This is a genomic window from Georgenia satyanarayanai (genome assembly GCF_900116375.1).
GTDB classification, from domain to species: Bacteria; Actinomycetota; Actinomycetes; order Actinomycetales; family Actinomycetaceae; genus Oceanitalea; species Oceanitalea nanhaiensis.
This window is the reverse complement of sequence record NZ_UETB01000015.1, coordinates 1-17838: the sequence shown is the minus strand read 5'-3', so window position 1 is coordinate 17838 and position 17838 is coordinate 1. Positions and strand designations below refer to the sequence as shown.

Genomic DNA, 17838 nt, shown 5'->3' with positions numbered 1-17838 from the left:
GAAAGGCCCGGAATGCCGGTTAAGGTTCGGTTAAGACGCGCCGGTCACCGCGTGGTGATGCGCGGCGGCTGGCCGCGGGGCGGGGGTCCTCAGCCGATGGCGGCGAGGAGCTCGGTGCAGGCCTGCTCGCAGGCCCGGCAGGCCTCGGCGCAGATGCGGCAGTGCTCGTGGTGCCCGGCGTGGGCCGCGCACTCATCCCCGCAGGAGCGGCACGCCTGGATGCAGGCCTGGAGCATGGCGCGGGTGAGGTTGGCGTCGTAGCCAGTGTGCCGGGACAGGACCCGGGCGGTGGTGTCGCAGATGTCGGCGCAGTCGAGGTTGGTCCGGATGCACTTGCGCAACTCGGCGACCATGTCCTCACTCAGGCAGGCATCGGCGCAGGCGGTACAGGCCTGAGAGCAGGCCACCAGGGTGTCCACCACCCTGGCGAGCAGGTCCCGGTCGAGGTTGATCTCGGCGGGGTAGGTGTTCATCATCTCGGCGGTTCTCATAGTCGTGCTCCTTCGTCAGTCGCTACCCCCCGCGGACAGTCATGACGGTGCGGGCTTACGACGCTAGGGGGGTCACCGTTGGCCTGCAGCCGCAGGAACGGGTGATGACCATGAAGGTTTGATGAAGTCTTTCCCCGGGGCCGTTATCGAATCGTGATTTTGGGGTGGGCGTGTGTAGCGTCGCTCCTGCTTCTCGCCCCTTCATCGGGAAGCCCGCGTGCGGACGCCGAGCCCTGCCACCGCACCGTGGTCCTCGATCGTCCGTGGCAGGGACGGGGAACCCGATGTGGGCCTGCGTGTAGGTCCTTGGGGTGAAGCTCGATGCCTGAGCCGGGTGTGCTCCTACCCGAACCCGACAGCTGACCTCGTAGGCGCCCTGGAGAGGTTTACCCGTGACATCTAGCCACACCCGTGGACGGCACCGCGCCGAGGGTCGTCCCGTCACCGTTTTCTCATCGCTGGGTCCGTGCCTGACGGGTCCGGCCGCGCGCCGTGCCGCGCTTGCCGCGGCCTCCTCCGGTCTGGTGCTGACCATGGCCACGACCACCGCCTCGGCGATGGAGCCGGTCCACCCCGACCCCCCGGTGGTCGACACGCAGGCGGCGGCGACCACGCAGGCGAGCAGCCCCGCGGTCGGCGAGGTCACCCACACCGTCGTGTCGGGGGACACCGTGGGGAAGCTGGCGCAGCGCTACGACAGCACGATCTCGGCGATCATCGCGGCCAACGGGCTGAACGCGCAGGCCCTCATCATTGTCGGTGAGGTACTGACCATCCCCCAGGGGCAGGCCGCCGTGTCGGCGGCGACGACGGCCACCTCGACGGCGACCGGCATCGAGCGGGAGACCACCTCGGCGTCACGCTCGGCGCCCCGCAGTGAGGCCCCGCCGGCCAACACGTCGGGCAACGCGGTGCTGGACATCGCCTACCGGTACATCGGCACCCCCTACGTGTGGGGCGGGTCGACCCCGGCGGGCTTCGACTGCTCGGGCTTCACCCAGTACGTCTACGCCCAGGCGGGCATCTCCATCCCGCGGTCCTCGGCGGCGCAGCGCAACGCGGGCACGCAGGTCTCGGCGTCCCAGGCCCAGCCGGGTGACCTGGTGTGGTGGCCCGGGCACGTGGGGATCTACGTGGGTGATGGGCAGTACATCGCGGCCTTCAGCCCGGGTAACCCGCTGTCGGTGCGTGACATCTACAAGGCCAACCCGACGTTCATCCGGGTGGGCTGAGCACCGCGTCACGAGTGGTGGTCCGCAGCCGGCACTGGCTGCGGACCACCACTCGTTTCTCCGTAGCGGGCCCGACACATTCACCGTGCCGACAGTTCCCCGCCCCGAAGGCGTCGTCTGGCTGACGGCTCTCGGCGCGGTGTCGCACCCGGCTCCTGCCCAGATCCACCGGGTTTGAGCAGGTCGGCGATCACGAGGCTTTACGACACCGGTCCCTTGCGCGCACCGTCCCGTCTCGCTCACCAGGCACGGCCCGTCCGGTAGCACCTATCCGCCCCTGACTTCGTCGCGGTTGCTCCTTCCCGCCCCCGACGAAGCGGTCGAGGTCTCTTCCCTACCATCGGCAACGTCGGTGCCTGGTGGCGCGCTACATGAATCGTTAATCGTTCCTTCGCCGAAATCCTCTACCAGGTGGAGGACGTTGTGGTCATGACGGCAGTCGCACACTCGGCAGCGGTCGACCCGGTGTCGGCGCCTCAGCTTGACGTGGCACGTGGGAAGCCCCGCAGGACGGTATGGACGGTGATCACCGGGACGGTCGGTGGCGTGGTGGGGCTGGCACCCCACCTCCTGCACCACGCGGGTCCTCTTGTGGGCACCGCCCTGGTGGCTGGTGCGGGCGGTACGGCTCTTTTCGGGCTTCTTGGGCTGGTCGCGTCGGTGCCGATGCTCGTCAAGCTCAAGGGTCGCTTCGCCAGCTGGTGGGCGCCTGTGATCGCGTTGGCGCTGTTCGGGGGCATGTTCGCACTGTCCTCGTTCGTCATCGGCCCGCAGATCAGTGCGTCGTTCGAGCCGGCGGCGCCTGAAGTCACCGACTCCGTTGACCACGATGTTCACCACGAGCCGTGAGGACGGGCCGCCCGGAGCCTGAGGTCGCTTCGGCTCGTGAGCTGTCCGACGTCGGCGCACCAGTTGGCCCCGCTGCCTCGGGGCCGACCGGGTCCGGCTCGGGGCGGAGGCCGTCCATCGGCATGCGCGCCGTCGGTGTCGCCGGAGAGGTGATGCTGACGCTTGGTGTCCTAGTCGCCCTGTTCGTCGTGTGGCAGCTGTGGTGGACAGATGTCGTCGCCGGGCGGCAGCAGGAGGCGACGGTCGAGCAGTTTCGGGCCAGTATCGGCGGCGCGACGGGGCGTGAGACACAACCCGACCTTTCCGTTGCCCCGGAGAACCCGGCGCCGAGCGATCAGCCTCCGCCGGCCGTGACGCCTCCCGGTGCGACGGACGTCTTCGGCATCGTCTACGTGCCGAGGTGGGGGGAGGACTACGCGGTTCCCCTCGCCGAAGGGGTCGAGGTGGCCACCGTCTTGAACGAGGGCAACATCGGTCACTACCCGGAGACCGCGATGCCTGGCGGGGTCGGCAACTTTGCCACCGCTGCACACCGGCAGAGCTTCGGCGCTGCCTACCGCCACGTCGAGGAGCTTCGACCCGGGGACCCCATCGTCGTGGAGACCGCAGAGGGTTGGTTCGTCTACCGCGTCACCGAGGACTACATCGTGACCCCGGACCGTGTCGATGTCGTCGCCCCGGTGCCAGGGCAGCCCGGGGTGGAACCGACCAGACGTCTCATCACGTTGACGACGTGCCACCCGCTCTACTCCGCCGCGCAGCGCTGGATCACCCACGGAGAGCTCACCGAGTGGTACCCCCGCGCGGGCGGGGCACCTGCACAGCTCATGGAGGAACCCTGATGTACCCCGCGATCTGGAGGACGCTGCCCGGGCCGCGCTGGCTCAAGGCGATCGAGGCGGTGCTTCTCGCCGTGGTTGCCGTGGCGGCGCTCTTCACCTGGGTCTTCCCCTCCATCGCGGGCGACATCGGGCTCTTCACCAACACGGTCGGGTGACCACACCGGTGCCCGTGCCGCAGGACGCGTCGACAGCGGACCACGTCGCGGTCCTTATAGTCGTGCTCGCCGACCACTCTCCCAGGAGCGATGTGACCCCATCCCGCCTTGTCCCCCGTGGTGCTCCGGTGCTCGCCGCCACGGCTGTGATCGTTGGACTGCCAAGCACCGCGGCCGCCCACCAGGAGTGGTTCGTGAGCGACCCGGACGCATATCCGGTCGACCTCTCCGCGCTGTTGCGACCGGGAGTCCTGGTCGGCGTGACGGTCGCCGTGCTCGTGGCGGTCGGCTGGCGCGTGCTTGCCGCCCGGTTGCCGGTGCCCGAGCTGCGCGCTCTCACGCCGACGCGCCACCTTTCAGGGCTGGTCCCGTGGGTGCCGCGTCTGTTGGCCGCGCACCTGGGCGTGAGCCTCCTCGTGCTTGCCTTCGACCGCGCGATCCTCGACCCCGGCATTCACGTGCCGGATGACGTCGGGGGGACTCTCCTGCTCGTGCCGCAGGCCGTCGTGGGTGTCCTCCTCGTGGCCGGCGTGCTCGTCCGCCCGGCGGCCGCCGCGATCGTGCTGGTCGGGCCACTTGTGGCCGTGCTCCACGGCCCGGAGGTCCTGGCAACGCTGGCCGTCTTGGTCGGCATCGCGGTGTTCCTGTTCATCCTTCCGCCGCGTCTGAGGGATGGCGGTCGGCGGGACATGGACGCTGCCGCGCTGCGCCGAGCGACCCGGGCACTCAAGCTCGGCGCTGGAACGACGCTGATCTCCCTGGCAGTCGTGGAGAAGCTCGCCAACCCGGAGATGGCGAGAACGATGCTTGACCAGGTGCCGGTCCTCAACCTCCTCGGTCCGTTCGGTGTGAGCCCGGACCTGTTCGCATTGATCGCCGGAACGGTGGAGCTGCTGTTCGGGCTCCTCGTCATCTCGGCTGCCTTGCCGCAGGTCGTCGCCGTCGTGGCCGCCATCCCGTTCACGGCGACCCTGGCACTGTTCGGGGCGACCGAGCTTCTCGGCCACCTCCCGGTTTACGGCGTCCTGCTTGCCCTCCTCGTACTGGGCAGTCGCGAGGACACCTCGCGGACGCTCTCAGGTCTGCGCTCGAGCGGGGACTCAGAGATCCAGACGTCCCGGTCGTCAGACTGGCGGCACGGGCTTTCCATCAGCACCCCGGAGAGGGGACACGGACGTGAGTAACAAGGAGCGGGCGCGGGAACGAGCGGCCCGGGTCGCTGCGATGCGCGCAGAGCAGAAGCGCAAGGACCGGCGGCGGAAGTACCTCATCGGCGGCGTGACCGCGGCGATCTCTCTGGGGCTCGTCGCCGCAGTAGCGATTCCGCTGCTGAGGGAGGCGGGGCGGCCGGCGGAGGCTCCGATTCAGGGCGTGGAGGAGTTCGAGGACCTTTCCGCCGGTCACGTGACTGGCGCGGTGGAGTACGCGATGTCACCACCGGCGGGTGGCGACCATGACGGTGTCTTGCAGAACTGCGGCGTGTACGACCAACCCGTGAGGAACGAGAACGCGGTGCATTCCCTCGAGCACGGCGCGGTATGGATCACCTACTCCCCGGACCTCGCGGGCGAGCAGGTCGCTGCCCTCACGGACATGGTCCGGGAAGAGGACTACGCCCTGCTCAGCCCTCACGAGGGCCTCGAGTCCCCAGTGCTGTTGAGCGCCTGGGGTGTACAGCTCGCCGTGAGCGACGTCGCCGATCCCCGGGTGGAGGCGTTCATGAGCGAGTACCTTCAGGGACCCCAGACGCCAGAGCCCGGTGCACCATGCTTCGGTGGCATCGGGACACCCGTCACCTGAGCGTGGCGGGGAGCGGCTGCCCCACGTCGGCATGGGATAGAGCTCTGACGTGAGGTTGCAGCGGGTGGGGGGGGAGGGTGGCAGGCACGGTCGTGTCCCCGGGTGATCGCCCGTTGGGATGGTGGCCGGCCAGCTCCCGCCCTGCCGTTGGTCGACGCTCGTGCTGGCCGCCGCGGCGGGCTGGTGACGGACCTGACGTTCGCGAACCCGGTCCTGGTGGCTGATGCCTGTGTCGGGATCGCTCTACCGATGCTCGCCCGGGGGGGGTCAGACGAGGGTCTGGAAGTTGGCGACGAGGCCCTGCAGGTAGCCCGAGATCCAGGTCCACAGCCCGGTGACCATCGCCAGTCCGAGCAGGACGAGCAGCCCACCGCCGAGGCGTTGGAAGGCGCGGCGGTGGCGGCGCAGGAAGCCCAGGGCCCGGGTTGAGCGGGACAGCAGCATCGCCCCGGCGATGAAGGGGATGCCCAGCCCGAGGCTGTAGGCAAGCACGAGGATCGCGCCGCGGGCGGGGTCGGCCTCGCTGAAGGCGAGGCTGAGGACCGCGGCCAGGGTGGGGCCCATGCAGGGGGCCCAGCCCAGTCCGAAGACGACCCCGAGGAGCGGCGCGCCCCACAGGCCCTGGCGGGGGGTCAGGTGCAGGCGCCGGTCGCGTTGCATGAGTGGGACGTAGCCCATGAAGGCCAGGCCCATGAGCACGACGAGGCCGCCGAGGATGCGGGTGGTGAGGTCGAGCCAGGGGGCGAGCAGGATCCCGAGCCAGGCGAAGATGACGCCGAGCAGGACGAACACGGCGGTGAAGCCGGCGACGAAGAGCAGCACCCCGGCCAGGAGCCGCCGGTCACGGACCTTGGTCTGCTGCCCGCCGGCCAGGCGGCTGCCGGGGGTGGTGACCCCGGCCATGCCGGAGAGGTAGCCGACGTACCCGGGCAGCAGGGGCAGCACGCACGGGGAGGCGAAGGAGATGAATCCGGCGACCGCGGCCACGGGGAGCGCGGCGAGCATGGGGCCGGTGAGCACGGTGCTGGCGAAGAAGGAGCCGAGCTGGTCCCACATCGCTCAGGCCGTCTCGGCGAGGGTGTCGTCGATGAGGCCGCGCAGCGTGGTGGGGTCGATCTGGCCCATGATGCGGGCGGCGACCCGGCCCTGGCGGTCCAGGACCACGGTGGTGGGCATGGCTTGGAGTGGCACGAGTCCTTGGAAGGCGGCGACGGCGACGGCTCCTTGGTCGTGGATGGAGGGGTAGGGGACCTCGAAGGTGCGCTCGAAGGCCTGGGCGGTGGCGGCGTCGTCGCGGGGGTTGACGCCGAGCAGCTGCACCCCGCGGGGGGTGTAGTCCTGGTGGATGGCCCGCAGGTCCCCGGCTTCGGCGCGGCAGGGTGGGCAGGCGGCGTACCAGAAGTTGACCACCACCACCTCCCCGCGCCACTGGCCCAGGTCGACCTGCTCGCCGTCGTAGGTCTGGCCGACGAGGTCGATGGCGCCGTCGCGCTGCTGCGGCTCCCAGGTCGCCAGGGACCCGTCCCCGGCGACGTAGCCGGCCCCGGAGTCTTGTCCCGCGTCGGCCTGGGTGGTGGCGGCACAGCCGCTCAGGGCCAGGGCGGTGGCCAGGGCCGCCGCCGTGAGCATCCGCCTGAGGGGTGCCCGACGCCTGGGGGGTCTCACGCTTGTCACCTTCTCCAACCGGAGCCCGCCGGGGGGCTCGCTCATCGCTGCACTGGTCCGGCGACCATCGTCGCCGCCCTGGCCGGAAGTTCCCCATCCCCGGGAGGGGCGGGGTGGTTCTTAACCGAATCTTCACTGTCACCGTCCGCGGCCGCCGACGGGTGCGGGCGACCCGCCGAACCGCAGGAATCCGCGCGTCGCGTGGCGTTCCATGCTCTGTCAGCACCATAACCCGGCAAGTTGTCGATGCTACCCCTGGGGGGTATAAAGGGGTGGTGCCGGTTTGGCACGCACCATCGATCAAAGGGGAGGCCCTCGTGGCTACCAACACCTTCACCGTTACCGGCATGACCTGCGGCCACTGCGTCAGCTCCGTGGCCGAGGAGGTCGGCAAGATCACCGGCGTCCAGGACGTCGAGGTTGACCTGGTCGCCGGTGGGGAGTCCAGGGTCACGGTCACCAGCGCGGGTGACGTGCCGGTGGATGAGGTCCGGGCGGCCGTGGACGAGGCCGGCTATGAGCTCACCGGGACGCCTGCGTGAGGAGCAGTGCACGGTTGACCGCCTTCGCCCTGGTCCTGGCGCTGGCGCTGGGCGCGGGCTACGGGCTGGGGTCGGTGCTCGGAGGGGATGAGCCCGACCGGGCCGCGGGCCCGGGTGTGGTGGAGCTGGAGGAGGCCGCCGGCCACTGAGGTCGGCGGCCCAAGGGGATGGAGATGAGTCGATGAGTCAGCAGGTCATCGAGCTGGAGATCGGCGGGATGACGTGCTCCTCGTGCGCGGCCCGGGTGGAGAAGAAGCTCAACCGGATGCCTGGGGTCGAGGCGAGCGTGAACTTCGCGACCGAGCGGGCCAAGGTCCTCCTGCCGGCGGGCTCCACCCTGGAGGAGGCGGTGGCCACCGTCGAGGCGACCGGGTACACCGCGCGGCTGCGTCAGCAGCCCGGGGCGGCCGCGGCCGAGGACGGTGTCCAGGATGCCGAGCCCGACGCGGTGGCCGAGCTGCGGCGGCGGGTGATCATCTGCGCGGTCCTGACGCTGCCGGTGCTGGCCTTCATGTTCCGGCCGCTGCAGCTCGACAACTGGCAGTGGCTCTCCCTGACCCTGGCTGCCCCGGTCGTGGTGTGGGGGGCCTGGCCCTTCCACCGGGCGGCGTGGGTCAACGCCAAGCACGCCGCCGCGACAATGGACACGCTGGTCAGCGTCGGTGTCCTGGCGGCCTTCGGCTGGTCCCTGTACGCCCTGTTCCTCGGCGGGGCGGGGCACCCGGACATGCGCATGGACTTCCACCTCATCCCCGAACGGGGTGGCGGCGCGAATGAGATCTACCTCGAGGTCGCCGCGGCCGTGACGACGGCGATCTTGCTGGGCCGCTACTTCGAGGCCCGCGCCAAGCGCCAGTCCGGGGCCGCGCTGCGCGCCCTGCTGGAGATGGGCGCCAAGGACGTGGCCGTGGTCCGCGACGGCCGTGAGGTGCGGGTGGCGGTGGACCAGCTGGCGGTAGGCGATGAGTTCATCGTGCGGCCGGGGGAGAAGATCGCCACCGACGGTGTCGTCGTCGAGGGCGCCTCCGCGGTCGATGCGTCCATGCTCACCGGCGAACCGGTCCCGGTCGAGGTCGGACCGGGAGACGGGGTGGTGGGGGCGACCGTCAACGCCGGAGGCCGGCTGCGGGTGCGCGCCACCCGGGTGGGCGCCGACACCCAGCTGGCGCAGATGGCCCGCCTGGTGGAGGAGGCCCAGACCGGCAAGGCCCCCGTCCAGCGGCTGGCCGACCGCATCTCCGCGGTCTTCGTCCCGGTTGTCATCACCCTGGCGGTGGCGACGCTCGGCTTCTGGCTGGGCTACGGGGCGGGCGCGGAGCTGGCGTTCACCGCCGCGGTGGCCGTGCTCATCATCGCCTGCCCGTGCGCACTGGGGCTGGCCACCCCGATGGGCCTGATGGTCGGCACCGGCCGCGGCGCCCAGCTCGGCATCCTCATCAAGGGCCCGGAAATCCTGGAGTCCACCCGCCGGGTGGACACCATCGTGCTGGACAAGACCGGCACCGTCACCACCGGACAGATGCGCCTGGTGGACGTCGTCCCCGCCGCCGGCGGCGACCCGGACACGGTGCTGCGGCTGGCCGGCGCGCTGGAGGACGCCTCGGAGCACCCGATCGCCGCGGCCATCGCCACCGGGGCGCGCGAGCGGCTCGGTGACCTGCCGGCCGTGGAGTCCTTCGCCAACACCCAAGGCCTGGGGGTGTCCGGGACCGTGGAGGGACATGCCGTCATCGCCGGTCGGGTGCGGTGGCTGACCGAGCAGTCGGCCCAGCCGCTACCCGCTGAGCTCGCCGCCGCCCTGGAGGAGGCGGAGGGCGCCGGGCGCACCGCGGTGGCCGTGGGCTGGGACGGGCGCATCGCGGGGATCCTCATCGTGGCCGACACCGTCAAGCCCACCTCCGCCCAGGCCGTGGCCGAGCTCAAGGGGCTGGGCCTGCGCCCGATCCTGCTCACCGGGGACAACACCCGCGCGGCCCGCCAGATCGCCGCCGAGGTGGGGATCGAGGAGGTGATCGCCGAGGTCATGCCCGAGGACAAGGTCCGCGTCGTGCGGGAGCTGCAGGAGTCCGGGCGGGTGGTGGCCATGGTCGGGGACGGCGTCAACGACGCCGCGGCCCTGGCCCAGTCCGACCTGGGCATCGCCATGGGGACGGGCACCGACGTGGCCATCGAGGCCTCGGACCTGACCCTGGTGCGGGGTGACCTGCGCGCCGCGGTGGACGCGGTGCGCCTGTCGCGGCGCACCCTGTCGACCATCAAGGGCAACCTGTTCTGGGCCTTCGCCTACAACGTCGCCGCGATCCCGCTGGCGGTCGCCGCCCTGCTCAACCCCCTCATCGCCGGGGCCGCGATGGCGTTCTCCTCGGTGTTCGTGGTGACCAACAGCCTGCGGCTGCGCGGCTTCAAGGCCGTGTCCATCGACCCGGCCACCCCCGCGAGCCGCGGCGTGCAGGCTGCGGCGGGTGAGCCGGTCACTGCCACGGCCTAGAGCCCTTCCGTGTCGCTGGCACCACCCACCCGCCCATACCCCTACGGGGTATGATGTGGGTGTTGGGACATTCCGAGGTTGAGAAGTGGTGGCGGAGATGGTGAACGGGTACACCTCGCAGAAGGATGACCACCTGGTGCGGTTGCGCCGCATCGAGGGGCAGGTGCGGGGGATCGCCAAGATGGTGGAGGAGGACAAGTACTGCATCGACATCCTCACCCAGGTCTCGGCCGCCTCCCGGGCGTTGCAGTCCTTCGCGCTCGGGCTGCTCGATGAGCACATGGCCCACTGCCTGGTGGAGGCCGCCCGGGTGGGCGGGGAGGAGGAGGCGACGAAGCTGAAGGAGGCCTCCGACGCCATCGCCCGGCTGGTGCGTAGCTGACCGTACCGGGCCGCACCGGTGCCCCCGCGGGCGTGCTGGTGGCTGCCGACCGGTCCGTCTCGGGGCGTGGTGAAGACTCGATGAAGATTCACTGTGCGGTGCTCCCAGCGCTTGGTCCCGGCCGGGTGCGCGTGGTTAGCCTCGCGTAGCCCCCACAATCGTGGGACTGCCACACCGACCTGGGCCCTGTGCTTCCCGGTCGACCGACTCAGCAGATGGAGATCTTCCGTGACACTCAGGACCCGACTCGCGGCCGTTGCCGGCGGGATCGCGCTGACTCTTGCCCTTGCCGCGTGCGGTGACGGCGGGGAGACCACACCGGAGGAGCCGGCTGCGGGCACCGCCGCGGAGGAGACGACCGGCAGCGCGACGGAGGCGGAGGACGTGCACAACGACGCGGACACGATGTTCGCCCAGATGATGATCGTCCACCACGAGGGCGCCATCGAGATGGCCGACCTGGCCGTGGAGAAGGCGGACAGCGAGGAGGTGCGCTCCCTCGCGGAGCGGATCTCCGCCGCTCAGGGCCCGGAGATCGAGAAGATGACCTCCTGGCTCGAGGCCTGGGGGGAGGAGACCTCCCCGATGGGTGGCATGGAGGGCATGGACCACGGTGACATGGACATGGAGGGCATGAGCCAGGAGGAGGCCATGGCCGACCTGGAGTCCCTGTCCGGCGCCGAGTTCGACCAGCGGTTCCTGGAGCTGATGATCGCCCACCACCGCGGCGCGGTGGACATGGCCCAGGAGGAGCTCGACGGCGGGGAGAACCCGCAGGCGCTGGAGCTGGCCCAGAAGATCATCGATGACCAGCAGGCCGAGATCACCGAGATGGAGGAGCTCCTCCAGGGCCTGTGACATGGATCCGCCGGTGGGCGAGCCACCCCCCGGCTCGCCCGCCGGCCCATGTCGCCTCTCGAAAGGACCACGCCTCTGTGCGCGCACGCCTGGGCCCACGAGTCTTGTCGGCGGTGACGCTGGGCGGGCTCCTTGCCGGGTGCACGGTCCCGGGCAGCGCCACCGGTCGATGACACCGCCACCGCGAACCGGCAGCCGCCGGTGGGCCATGGCGGGGAGAACCCCGAGGCGCTGGAGCTGGCGCAGAAGGTCATCGATGACCAGCAGGCCGAGATCAGCGAGACGGAGCAATTGTTGGAGACGCTCTGAGGACGCGTAGAAGGGCCGGAAGTGTAAGCCCGGCTAGGCACAACCTCCGGCGCCAGGAACCGACTCCGAGGAGATGGCATGGGATGGCACGACATGGGTTCGTGGGCAATGGGCTGGGGCTGGTTTTTCTTACTCCTGCTCGTGGTCGGTGTCGTCGTGCTGGTGGTGGTGCTGATCCGGCTCCTGTTCGGGGGTGACCGCGGTGGGCAGCGCTCCTCGCGGCCTGGGGGGCGCAGCCGCGCGCTGGACGTTCTCGATGAGCGGTACGCCCGGGGAGAGATCGACGCCACGGAGTACGACGAGCGGCGCCGGCGCCTTGAGGGTCCAGAGGGCTGAGCGGTGGAGCCGATCACCCGCCGCGAGGCACTCCGGCTCGGGGCGCTGGGGGCGCTGGGTGTGGTCGTCGGCGGGGTGGGCCTGTCCCGCACTGGCTTTCCCTGGCCCGACCGGCCGGCCACGTTGCGCCCACCGGCAGACGGATCAGTGGCGTTGACCGAGCCTGCGGTGATGCGCAGCCAGGGCGGGCTCCTGCGAGTGGAGCTTGTCGCTGCCCCACGGGAGACGACCATTGCCGGGCGTCCTGCCCGGGTGCTGACCTACAACGGCACCGTCCCGGGGCAGACCTGGCGGGCGCGTCCCGGGGACCGCATCGAGGTGCTACTGCGCAACGAGCTCGATATGCCGACCAACCTGCACACCCACGGCCTCTTGGTCTCCCCGCGGGACAACGGGGACAACCCCTTCATCAACGTCGACCCGGGGCAGACCTTCGAGTACCGCTTCGACCTGCCCGAGGACCACCCGACCGGGGTGTTCTGGTACCACCCCCACCGCCACGGCACGGTGGCCGACCAGGTCTTCGGCGGCCTGTACGGCGCCCTGATCGTGGAGGGCGATGAGGTGCCGGTCAGCCGGGAGCGGGTCCTGATCGTCTCGGACATCACGCTGGATCGCGACGGTGCGATCGCGCCGGTATCGGCACCGAAGGTGATGATGGGCCGGGAAGGGGACCTTGTCCTGGTCAACGGTCAGGTCCGGCCAGAGCTCACCGCCCGTCCGGGAGAACGGGAACGCTGGCGAGTGGTCAACGCGTGCACGTCCCGCTACCTGCGCCTGGCCCTGCCCGGGCAGAGGCTTGCGTTGCTGGGCATCGACGGCGGCCACGAACCCGTCGCCCGGGAGGTCGAGCAGGTGCTGCTGGCGCCGGGCAACCGCGCGGACCTGCTGGTGACCACCCGCTCGGGCACCAGCGAGCTGCGTTCACTGGGGTATGACCGCGGCGGGATGGGCATGATGATGGGCGGCGGGGACCTGTCCGGGCCTACCACCCTGGCCACCATGGTCGTCTCCGGGGATCAGGCCGCCGCCCCGGGACCGGTGCCCGAACGACCTGCAGACCCGGACCTGCGCGACCGCCCGCTCAGTGATCGGCGGGAGATCGCCTTCACCATCACCATGGGCGGGAGGATGATGGGTCGTGGCCGGAGGGGGTCCATGGTGGACCTGGGCTTCGACGGCCGCGCCTTCGACGCCGACCGGGTCGACCAGCAGGTCGCCGCCGGGTCAGTGGAGGAGTGGACCATCACCAACCCCACGCCGATGGACCATCCCTTCCACCTGCACGTCTGGCCCATGCAACTCGTCGAGGACAACGGCGAGCCGGTGTCAGAGCCGGTCTGGCGCGACGTCATCAACGTTCCCGCCAACGGCCGGGTCCGGACGCTGGTGGACTTCACCCACCACCCGGGCCGCAGCGTCTACCACTGCCACATCCTCGACCACGAAGACGCCGGGATGATGGCGGTCATCGACACCCGCTGACCCGCCCGGCGGCCATCATCGCATCGCGGGATATCCGCCATTCCTCGGGAGGACGGGACGGGGCATGCGGGCGAGTGAACGATTGAGGAGCACACAGCCCTGAATGCCGGGGAGCGGACGGCATCGACGAGGGCACAGCTGCCGCAAGCTCGACCTCATCGACAGTCACCGATGCTGGTGCTGACCGCTGGTCAAGCGACATCCGCGTGCACTGCGTCCACCACAGGTGCGTCAGCACCGATGGGCATCCCGAACAGTGCGCTTGCCAGTTCGCGTCCGACCTTGGTCGAACCTTCGTCGAACGGCTATCCGGCGTCCACACCGGACCTCCAGAGTGGTCCTTGGCCTTTTCCACTGCCAAGTCCAGGAGAAATAACGTGCTCAATCGTTCACGTGTCCACCACCGTGCTCTGCCCCTGACCGTGCTCGCCGTGACGGCCGCACTGACGCTGGCTGCCTGCGGGCAGAGCACCCCTGGCTCAGAAACCTCTGAGCCTTCCACCACCGCACCGTCGCCGCAGGATCCGGCGGAAACCGAGGAGGCGACACAGAAAGAGGGGACGGGTGCGGTCACCGGTACCGTGTGGGTCGCCAACGAGGACGGTGACTCCCTGACCGCCATTGATGCGGCCACCGGGGAGGTGGTGAGCACCATCTCGGGGGTCGAGAGCCCGCACAACCTCCAGGTCGGTCCGGACGGGACCAGCGTCTGGGCGGTCAGTGGCGACGCCAACGCGCTGGTGGCACTGGACACGGCGACCTACGAGCTGGCCGGAACCGCACCCACCGGACCCAGCCCCGCGCACGTCGTGCTCAGCCCGGACGGCCAGCGGGTGTACGTCACCAACGCCGGGGAGGACACGCTCAGCGTCTTCGACGCCGACCCGCTCGAGCCCGTCGCCACCGTCGACCTCAGCGCCGGCCCGCACGGGCTGCGGCCAACCCCGGACGGCGCCGCGCTCGTCATCGCCAACACCAGCGCCGGGACCATTGACGTCCTCGACACGGCGACGAACGAGGTCACCGCGACCATCCCGGTCGGGGAGTCCCCGGTGCAGGTCGCCGTCGACGGGCGTTACGCCTATGTCAGCCTCGCCGGCTCCAGCACCGTGGCCAAGGTCGACCTGGCCGAGCAGGAGGTCATCGGATCGGTGCCGGTCTCCGCGCCGCCGGTCCAGCTGTACCTCACGGCAGATGGAACCCGCCTGCTCTCCGCCGACCAGGGCACCGAGGATGCCCCGGGCGACACCCTCTCCGTCATCGACCCCGAGTCCATGACCGTTGAAGCCACCATCCCCACCGGCGCCGGACCTCACGGCGTCGTCATCGAGCCGAGTGACCAGCGAGCCTGGGTCACCAACATGTACGACGGCACCGTCTCCGTGGTGGACCTGACCACCAACGAGACGGTGGCGACCGTGCCCGTCGGCGACAAGCCCAACGGCATCAGCTATAGCTCGCAGCCGCCCACATCCGCACCTGCCAGCTCCGAGGTCACAGTTCCTGACTACGCCACCGAGGCTGAGGGCGGCCACGAGGGTCACTGACCGGGTGGAGCACCGGCCCTCCGCCCTTCATCGTGGTCGGGCGTACCCGTCCGTCTACCGGAACCCGTCCAGGTGTCCCGGTAGGCGGATGCTGACCAACGTCGCAAGCCGGCACGCACTGTCTCCGGGGTGGTCGACCATTCGTCGTCCCGCGCCCTTCTCGGCGTGGCGTCTACGGTGGGGTCGACGGCGCGGCCGTCGGTCCGTTCTGACGGGCGAAGGGCCCGGACGCAGGGGGTTCTGCCCAAGGCGGTCCGCGGCAGGCTGTTGACCTGCGGTGGGCTGACGTGGGAGCAGGGCGCCAGCATCGACGCCTGGGACGTTGCCGCCGATCCGGCCCCGGGCCACGCTGCTCGCTACTACCGAGGACGGCTCTTGATGGTCAACCGAGACGCTGATGCGACCTTCGAGGCGGTCGACAACCAGCCACCCCTCCCACTGCCCTTCGTCGATCATGTGCCGGCCGGTGCCGCTGGGGGTGGCACGACGCTGGCCGGGGTGGACCCGGCCAGGAGGGCTGTGGCGGCTGCGGGAGGGGGCATGGGTGCCAGCGGGGCCGGAGAACGGCATCCCCGAGGCGTTCACCCCGACCTCGACGACAGACTTCTCCTCGCCGCGTTCGCAGGTCGGGTCTACCGCAGCGGCGACGGTGGCCAGACCTTGGCTTCCGGTGCCCGCCGAGGCACCGTAGACGCTCGAGCCGCCCGGCACGCCCGCGGTCGCCCGTCCTGGTCGCTGCTCAGGGATCTGCCCGCTCATCCGTGACCGTGAGTCGCTCTTGTCACCGTTACGGATTTATCCGTGTATGAATCGTGTAATTTCGCTCAAGAGGATCCGCTTGCCGCTGGCGGGGAGATGCACATGCCCGGCGGCGAATGGGGAGTCTTCCGGACCCGAGAGGATCGTCATGGCAGTCAAGCTTCACCATGTCCCGCCGCGCCTGGCCTGCGGGGCCTTCATCTTGAACACCGGGGTGACCAAGCGCTCCTTGGATGCCGAGGGCGCCGCGGGGCTGCGGGACCAGGCCGCCAACGCCTTCCCGTTCCTGAAGAAGGTGGACCCGGTGCGCTTCGGCAAGGCGCTGTCTGCCTTTGAGATCGCGCTGGGCACAGCTCTGCTGGCCCCAGTCGTTCCGACCTGGGCGGCTGCGGCCGTGCTGAGCGGGTTCTCGGCAGCGTTGATGCGGGTGTATCTCAAGACGCCTGGGATGACCCGGGATGACGGGATTCGCCCGGCGCCGGCCGGGATGGGCATCGCCCGGGACGTCTTCATGCTCGGCAGCGGGCTCGGCCTGCTCGTCGAGGAGCTTGCCGCCAAGGGAGAACTGAGATCGGTGCCTGACCGGCGGTGAGATCATGGCTGGGGTGAGGCAGAGTCTGGCGAGCATCAGCGCGGAGCGCGCGCGTACTGCCTCGCGCCTGCGTGTCCTTGGGGTGCTCCGCAGCTCACCGGCGGGGTGCCATGTGCAGCAGGTCGCCGAGCGCACCGGTCTGCATCCCAACACCGTGCGTTTCCACCTGGAACGACTCGAGAGCGATGGGCTGGTCTCCCGGCACGTGCGGCGCAGCGGCGAACCCGGGCGCCCGCCGCTTGCCTACGTGGCCAACCCGGTGCCCGACGCCGAGCAGGGGCGTCGGAACTTCGGCCAGCTCGCTGAGGTGCTGGCCCAGCTCGTCACCCGAACGAACCAGGATCCAGCCGTGGTGGCAGTGGAGGCCGGGCGGTCCTGGGGCTTGTCGCGCACAGGGACATCTGAAGCGGCGAACGGTGCTGCTGCGATCGCCGAACTGACCGCCACCTTGGACGAGCTCGGTTTCGCCCCCGAGGTCTGCGTCGACGATGACGATGGGCACCCCATCATTCTGCAGCGCCACTGTCCGTTCCTGGAGGTCGCTCAGGCCCATCAAGACGTCGTCTGCTCGGTGCATCTGGGCTTGATGCGCGGAACCCTGGACCGGCTGGACGTGCCGGTCACCGTGGAACGGCTCATCCCTTTCGCCAACACAGCTGGCTGTGAGGCCCACTTGACCGCTGGTGGTGCAACGTCCACGACGGTGTGAACCGGCCTCGATGATCCGTGGTCCGCAGACGCCGTGGTCACGGCGCAGGCACTGCCTCAGGGGCGTAGGAGGCAACCAGTTCGGTGTCCGCGCCGACTGCGCCCAGCTTCGCGGCCCCTTCCGGGGAGCCGATCGGCTCGCTTTGGCGTAAGGCCTGGTCGAAGAAGCGGGCGTTGTCGGCCAGGAACGGTTCGAACTCCCCGGGCAGGTCGTCTTCGTAGTAGATCGCCTCCACCGGGCAGACCGGTTCACAGGCGCCGCAGTCCACGCACTCGTCGGGCTGGATGTACAAGGACCGTTCGCCCTCGTAGATGCAGTCCACCGGACATTCCTCGACGCAGGCCCGGTCCAGCACGTCGATACACGGGGCTGCGATGACGTAGGTCATGGATCCTCCTTGTCGGCCCGGGGAGGCGGACTTCACGCCCCTCCAAGTAGATACTAGTCGGACTTGGAGAAATCAGGCCCTGCCGATGGTGACAACCCTGATCCGGCGCGCGGCCGGAAGGTGCCGGGAGGAAGTGGTCATGGACTGGCGTCACCAGGCAGCTTTGCCTGCATGAGGATCCGGAGCTGTTGGTCAAGTCCCGGGTAGTGGTGTAGCGCTCGGTTCTCCTTCTTGATAGTTCAGGCGGTGAGGGCGGGTAGGTGTTCGGCTCCGATCTCGGGGTCGGTGGTGGGCACGATGTTCATGCGGCAGCGTGCCAGGACCTCCAGTCCGAGGTAGCGGCGGCCTTCGGCCCATTCGTCGGTCTGCTCGGCCAGGACCGCGCCGACGAGCCGGACGATGGCATCGC

The 17838-nt window shown here is 70.0% G+C and carries 21 protein-coding genes, 1 pseudogene and 1 riboswitch; of the genes and pseudogenes, 17 read left to right on the top strand and 5 right to left on the bottom strand.

The window, feature by feature from the left end; translation table 11 throughout:
- Window positions 1–89: 89 nt before the first annotated feature.
- A complete protein-coding gene (locus tag DSZ44_RS15145) occupies window positions 90–491 on the bottom strand; it encodes a four-helix bundle copper-binding protein (protein ID WP_110853470.1) in 402 nt (133 codons plus the stop codon).
- 224 nt (window positions 492–715) lie between these two features.
- Window positions 716–880, top strand: a riboswitch (cyclic di-AMP (ydaO/yuaA leader).
- 144 nt (window positions 881–1024) lie between these two features.
- Between DSZ44_RS15145 and DSZ44_RS15140 the strand changes: the two genes are divergently transcribed.
- The 6 genes from DSZ44_RS15140 (at window position 1025) to DSZ44_RS15120 (ending at window position 5369) form a co-directional block, all read left to right on the top strand.
- Window positions 1025–1723, top strand: a complete 699-nt coding sequence (locus tag DSZ44_RS15140) for a C40 family peptidase (protein ID WP_110853469.1) — start codon at window positions 1025–1027, stop codon at window positions 1721–1723.
- Window positions 1724–2245: 522 nt separating this feature from the next.
- Entirely contained in the window at window positions 2246–2572 is a 327-nt protein-coding gene (locus tag DSZ44_RS15135) for a hypothetical protein (protein ID WP_258369581.1), read from the top strand.
- Window positions 2573–2694: 122 nt separating this feature from the next.
- Window positions 2695–3414 (top strand): class E sortase, encoded by a 720-nt coding sequence (locus DSZ44_RS15130; RefSeq protein WP_110853468.1) that lies wholly within the window; start codon window positions 2695–2697, stop codon window positions 3412–3414.
- Entirely contained in the window at window positions 3414–3569 is a 156-nt protein-coding gene (locus DSZ44_RS18420) for a hypothetical protein (protein ID WP_181424673.1), read from the top strand. The genes DSZ44_RS15130 and DSZ44_RS18420 overlap by 1 nt, the downstream gene beginning before the upstream one ends.
- 14 nt (window positions 3570–3583) lie before the next feature.
- Complete coding sequence (locus tag DSZ44_RS15125; protein WP_146237578.1) at window positions 3584–4753, top strand: hypothetical protein; 1170 nt, start codon at window positions 3584–3586, stop codon at window positions 4751–4753.
- The gene (locus DSZ44_RS15120; protein WP_258369579.1) at window positions 4746–5369 is read left to right on the top strand and encodes a thioredoxin-like domain-containing protein; all 624 of its coding nucleotides are present in this window, start codon (window positions 4746–4748) and stop codon (window positions 5367–5369) included. Before DSZ44_RS15125 ends, DSZ44_RS15120 begins: the two co-directional genes overlap by 8 nt.
- Before the next feature lie 267 nt (window positions 5370–5636).
- On the opposite strand, the gene DSZ44_RS15115 is transcribed toward DSZ44_RS15120, so the two are convergent.
- Together DSZ44_RS15115 and DSZ44_RS15110 are read right to left on the bottom strand one after the other, a co-directional pair.
- Complete coding sequence (locus DSZ44_RS15115) at window positions 5637–6425, bottom strand: cytochrome c biogenesis CcdA family protein (RefSeq protein ID WP_110853465.1); 789 nt, start codon at window positions 6423–6425, stop codon at window positions 5637–5639.
- 3 nt (window positions 6426–6428) lie between these two features.
- A complete protein-coding gene (locus DSZ44_RS15110; protein WP_258369578.1) occupies window positions 6429–7034 on the bottom strand; it encodes a TlpA family protein disulfide reductase in 606 nt (201 codons plus the stop codon).
- 317 nt (window positions 7035–7351) lie between these two features.
- Between DSZ44_RS15110 and DSZ44_RS15105 the strand changes: the two genes are divergently transcribed.
- From DSZ44_RS15105 to DSZ44_RS15065, 11 genes are all read left to right on the top strand, one after another.
- Window positions 7352–7576, top strand: a complete 225-nt coding sequence (locus tag DSZ44_RS15105; RefSeq protein ID WP_110853463.1) for a heavy-metal-associated domain-containing protein — start codon at window positions 7352–7354, stop codon at window positions 7574–7576.
- A 14-nt stretch (window positions 7577–7590) separates the two neighbouring features.
- Window positions 7591–7725, top strand: coding sequence for a hypothetical protein (locus DSZ44_RS18885; RefSeq protein WP_258369577.1), 135 nt, complete (start codon window positions 7591–7593; stop codon window positions 7723–7725).
- A gap of 32 nt (window positions 7726–7757) precedes the next feature.
- The gene (locus DSZ44_RS15100; RefSeq protein ID WP_110853462.1) at window positions 7758–10064 is read left to right on the top strand and encodes a heavy metal translocating P-type ATPase; all 2307 of its coding nucleotides are present in this window, start codon (window positions 7758–7760) and stop codon (window positions 10062–10064) included.
- Window positions 10065–10161: 97 nt separating this feature from the next.
- On the top strand, window positions 10162–10446 hold the full coding sequence (locus tag DSZ44_RS15095) for a metal-sensitive transcriptional regulator (RefSeq protein ID WP_110853536.1): 285 nt from the start codon (window positions 10162–10164) through the stop codon (window positions 10444–10446).
- A 228-nt stretch (window positions 10447–10674) separates the two neighbouring features.
- Complete coding sequence (locus DSZ44_RS15090) at window positions 10675–11304, top strand: DUF305 domain-containing protein (protein ID WP_258369576.1); 630 nt, start codon at window positions 10675–10677, stop codon at window positions 11302–11304.
- Window positions 11305–11436: 132 nt separating this feature from the next.
- Window positions 11437–11613, top strand: coding sequence for a hypothetical protein (locus DSZ44_RS18415; protein WP_181424671.1), 177 nt, complete (start codon window positions 11437–11439; stop codon window positions 11611–11613).
- 78 nt (window positions 11614–11691) lie between these two features.
- On the top strand, window positions 11692–11949 hold the full coding sequence (locus DSZ44_RS15085) for an SHOCT domain-containing protein (RefSeq protein ID WP_110853461.1): 258 nt from the start codon (window positions 11692–11694) through the stop codon (window positions 11947–11949).
- Window positions 11950–12009: 60 nt separating this feature from the next.
- Window positions 12010–13434, top strand: coding sequence for a multicopper oxidase family protein (locus DSZ44_RS15080; protein ID WP_309146722.1), 1425 nt, complete (start codon window positions 12010–12012; stop codon window positions 13432–13434).
- Between the two features lie 644 nt (window positions 13435–14078).
- Window positions 14079–14981, top strand: a complete 903-nt coding sequence (locus tag DSZ44_RS15075; protein WP_258369575.1) for a YVTN family beta-propeller repeat protein — start codon at window positions 14079–14081, stop codon at window positions 14979–14981.
- 907 nt (window positions 14982–15888) lie between these two features.
- Window positions 15889–16332 (top strand): hypothetical protein, encoded by a 444-nt coding sequence (locus DSZ44_RS15070; RefSeq protein WP_110853458.1) that lies wholly within the window; start codon window positions 15889–15891, stop codon window positions 16330–16332.
- A gap of 4 nt (window positions 16333–16336) precedes the next feature.
- Window positions 16337–17041 carry a helix-turn-helix transcriptional regulator gene (locus DSZ44_RS15065; protein WP_110853457.1) on the top strand — a complete coding sequence of 235 codons (705 nt, stop codon included), beginning with the start codon at window positions 16337–16339 and terminating at the stop codon, window positions 17039–17041.
- Between the two features lie 37 nt (window positions 17042–17078).
- Here the strand turns inward: DSZ44_RS15065 and fdxA are convergent, their stop codons facing one another.
- A complete protein-coding gene (gene fdxA / locus DSZ44_RS15060; RefSeq protein WP_110853456.1) occupies window positions 17079–17429 on the bottom strand; it encodes a ferredoxin in 351 nt (116 codons plus the stop codon).
- A 239-nt stretch (window positions 17430–17668) separates the two neighbouring features.
- Window positions 17669–17838, bottom strand: a pseudogene (locus DSZ44_RS15055) (IS256 family transposase); the annotation flags it as partial.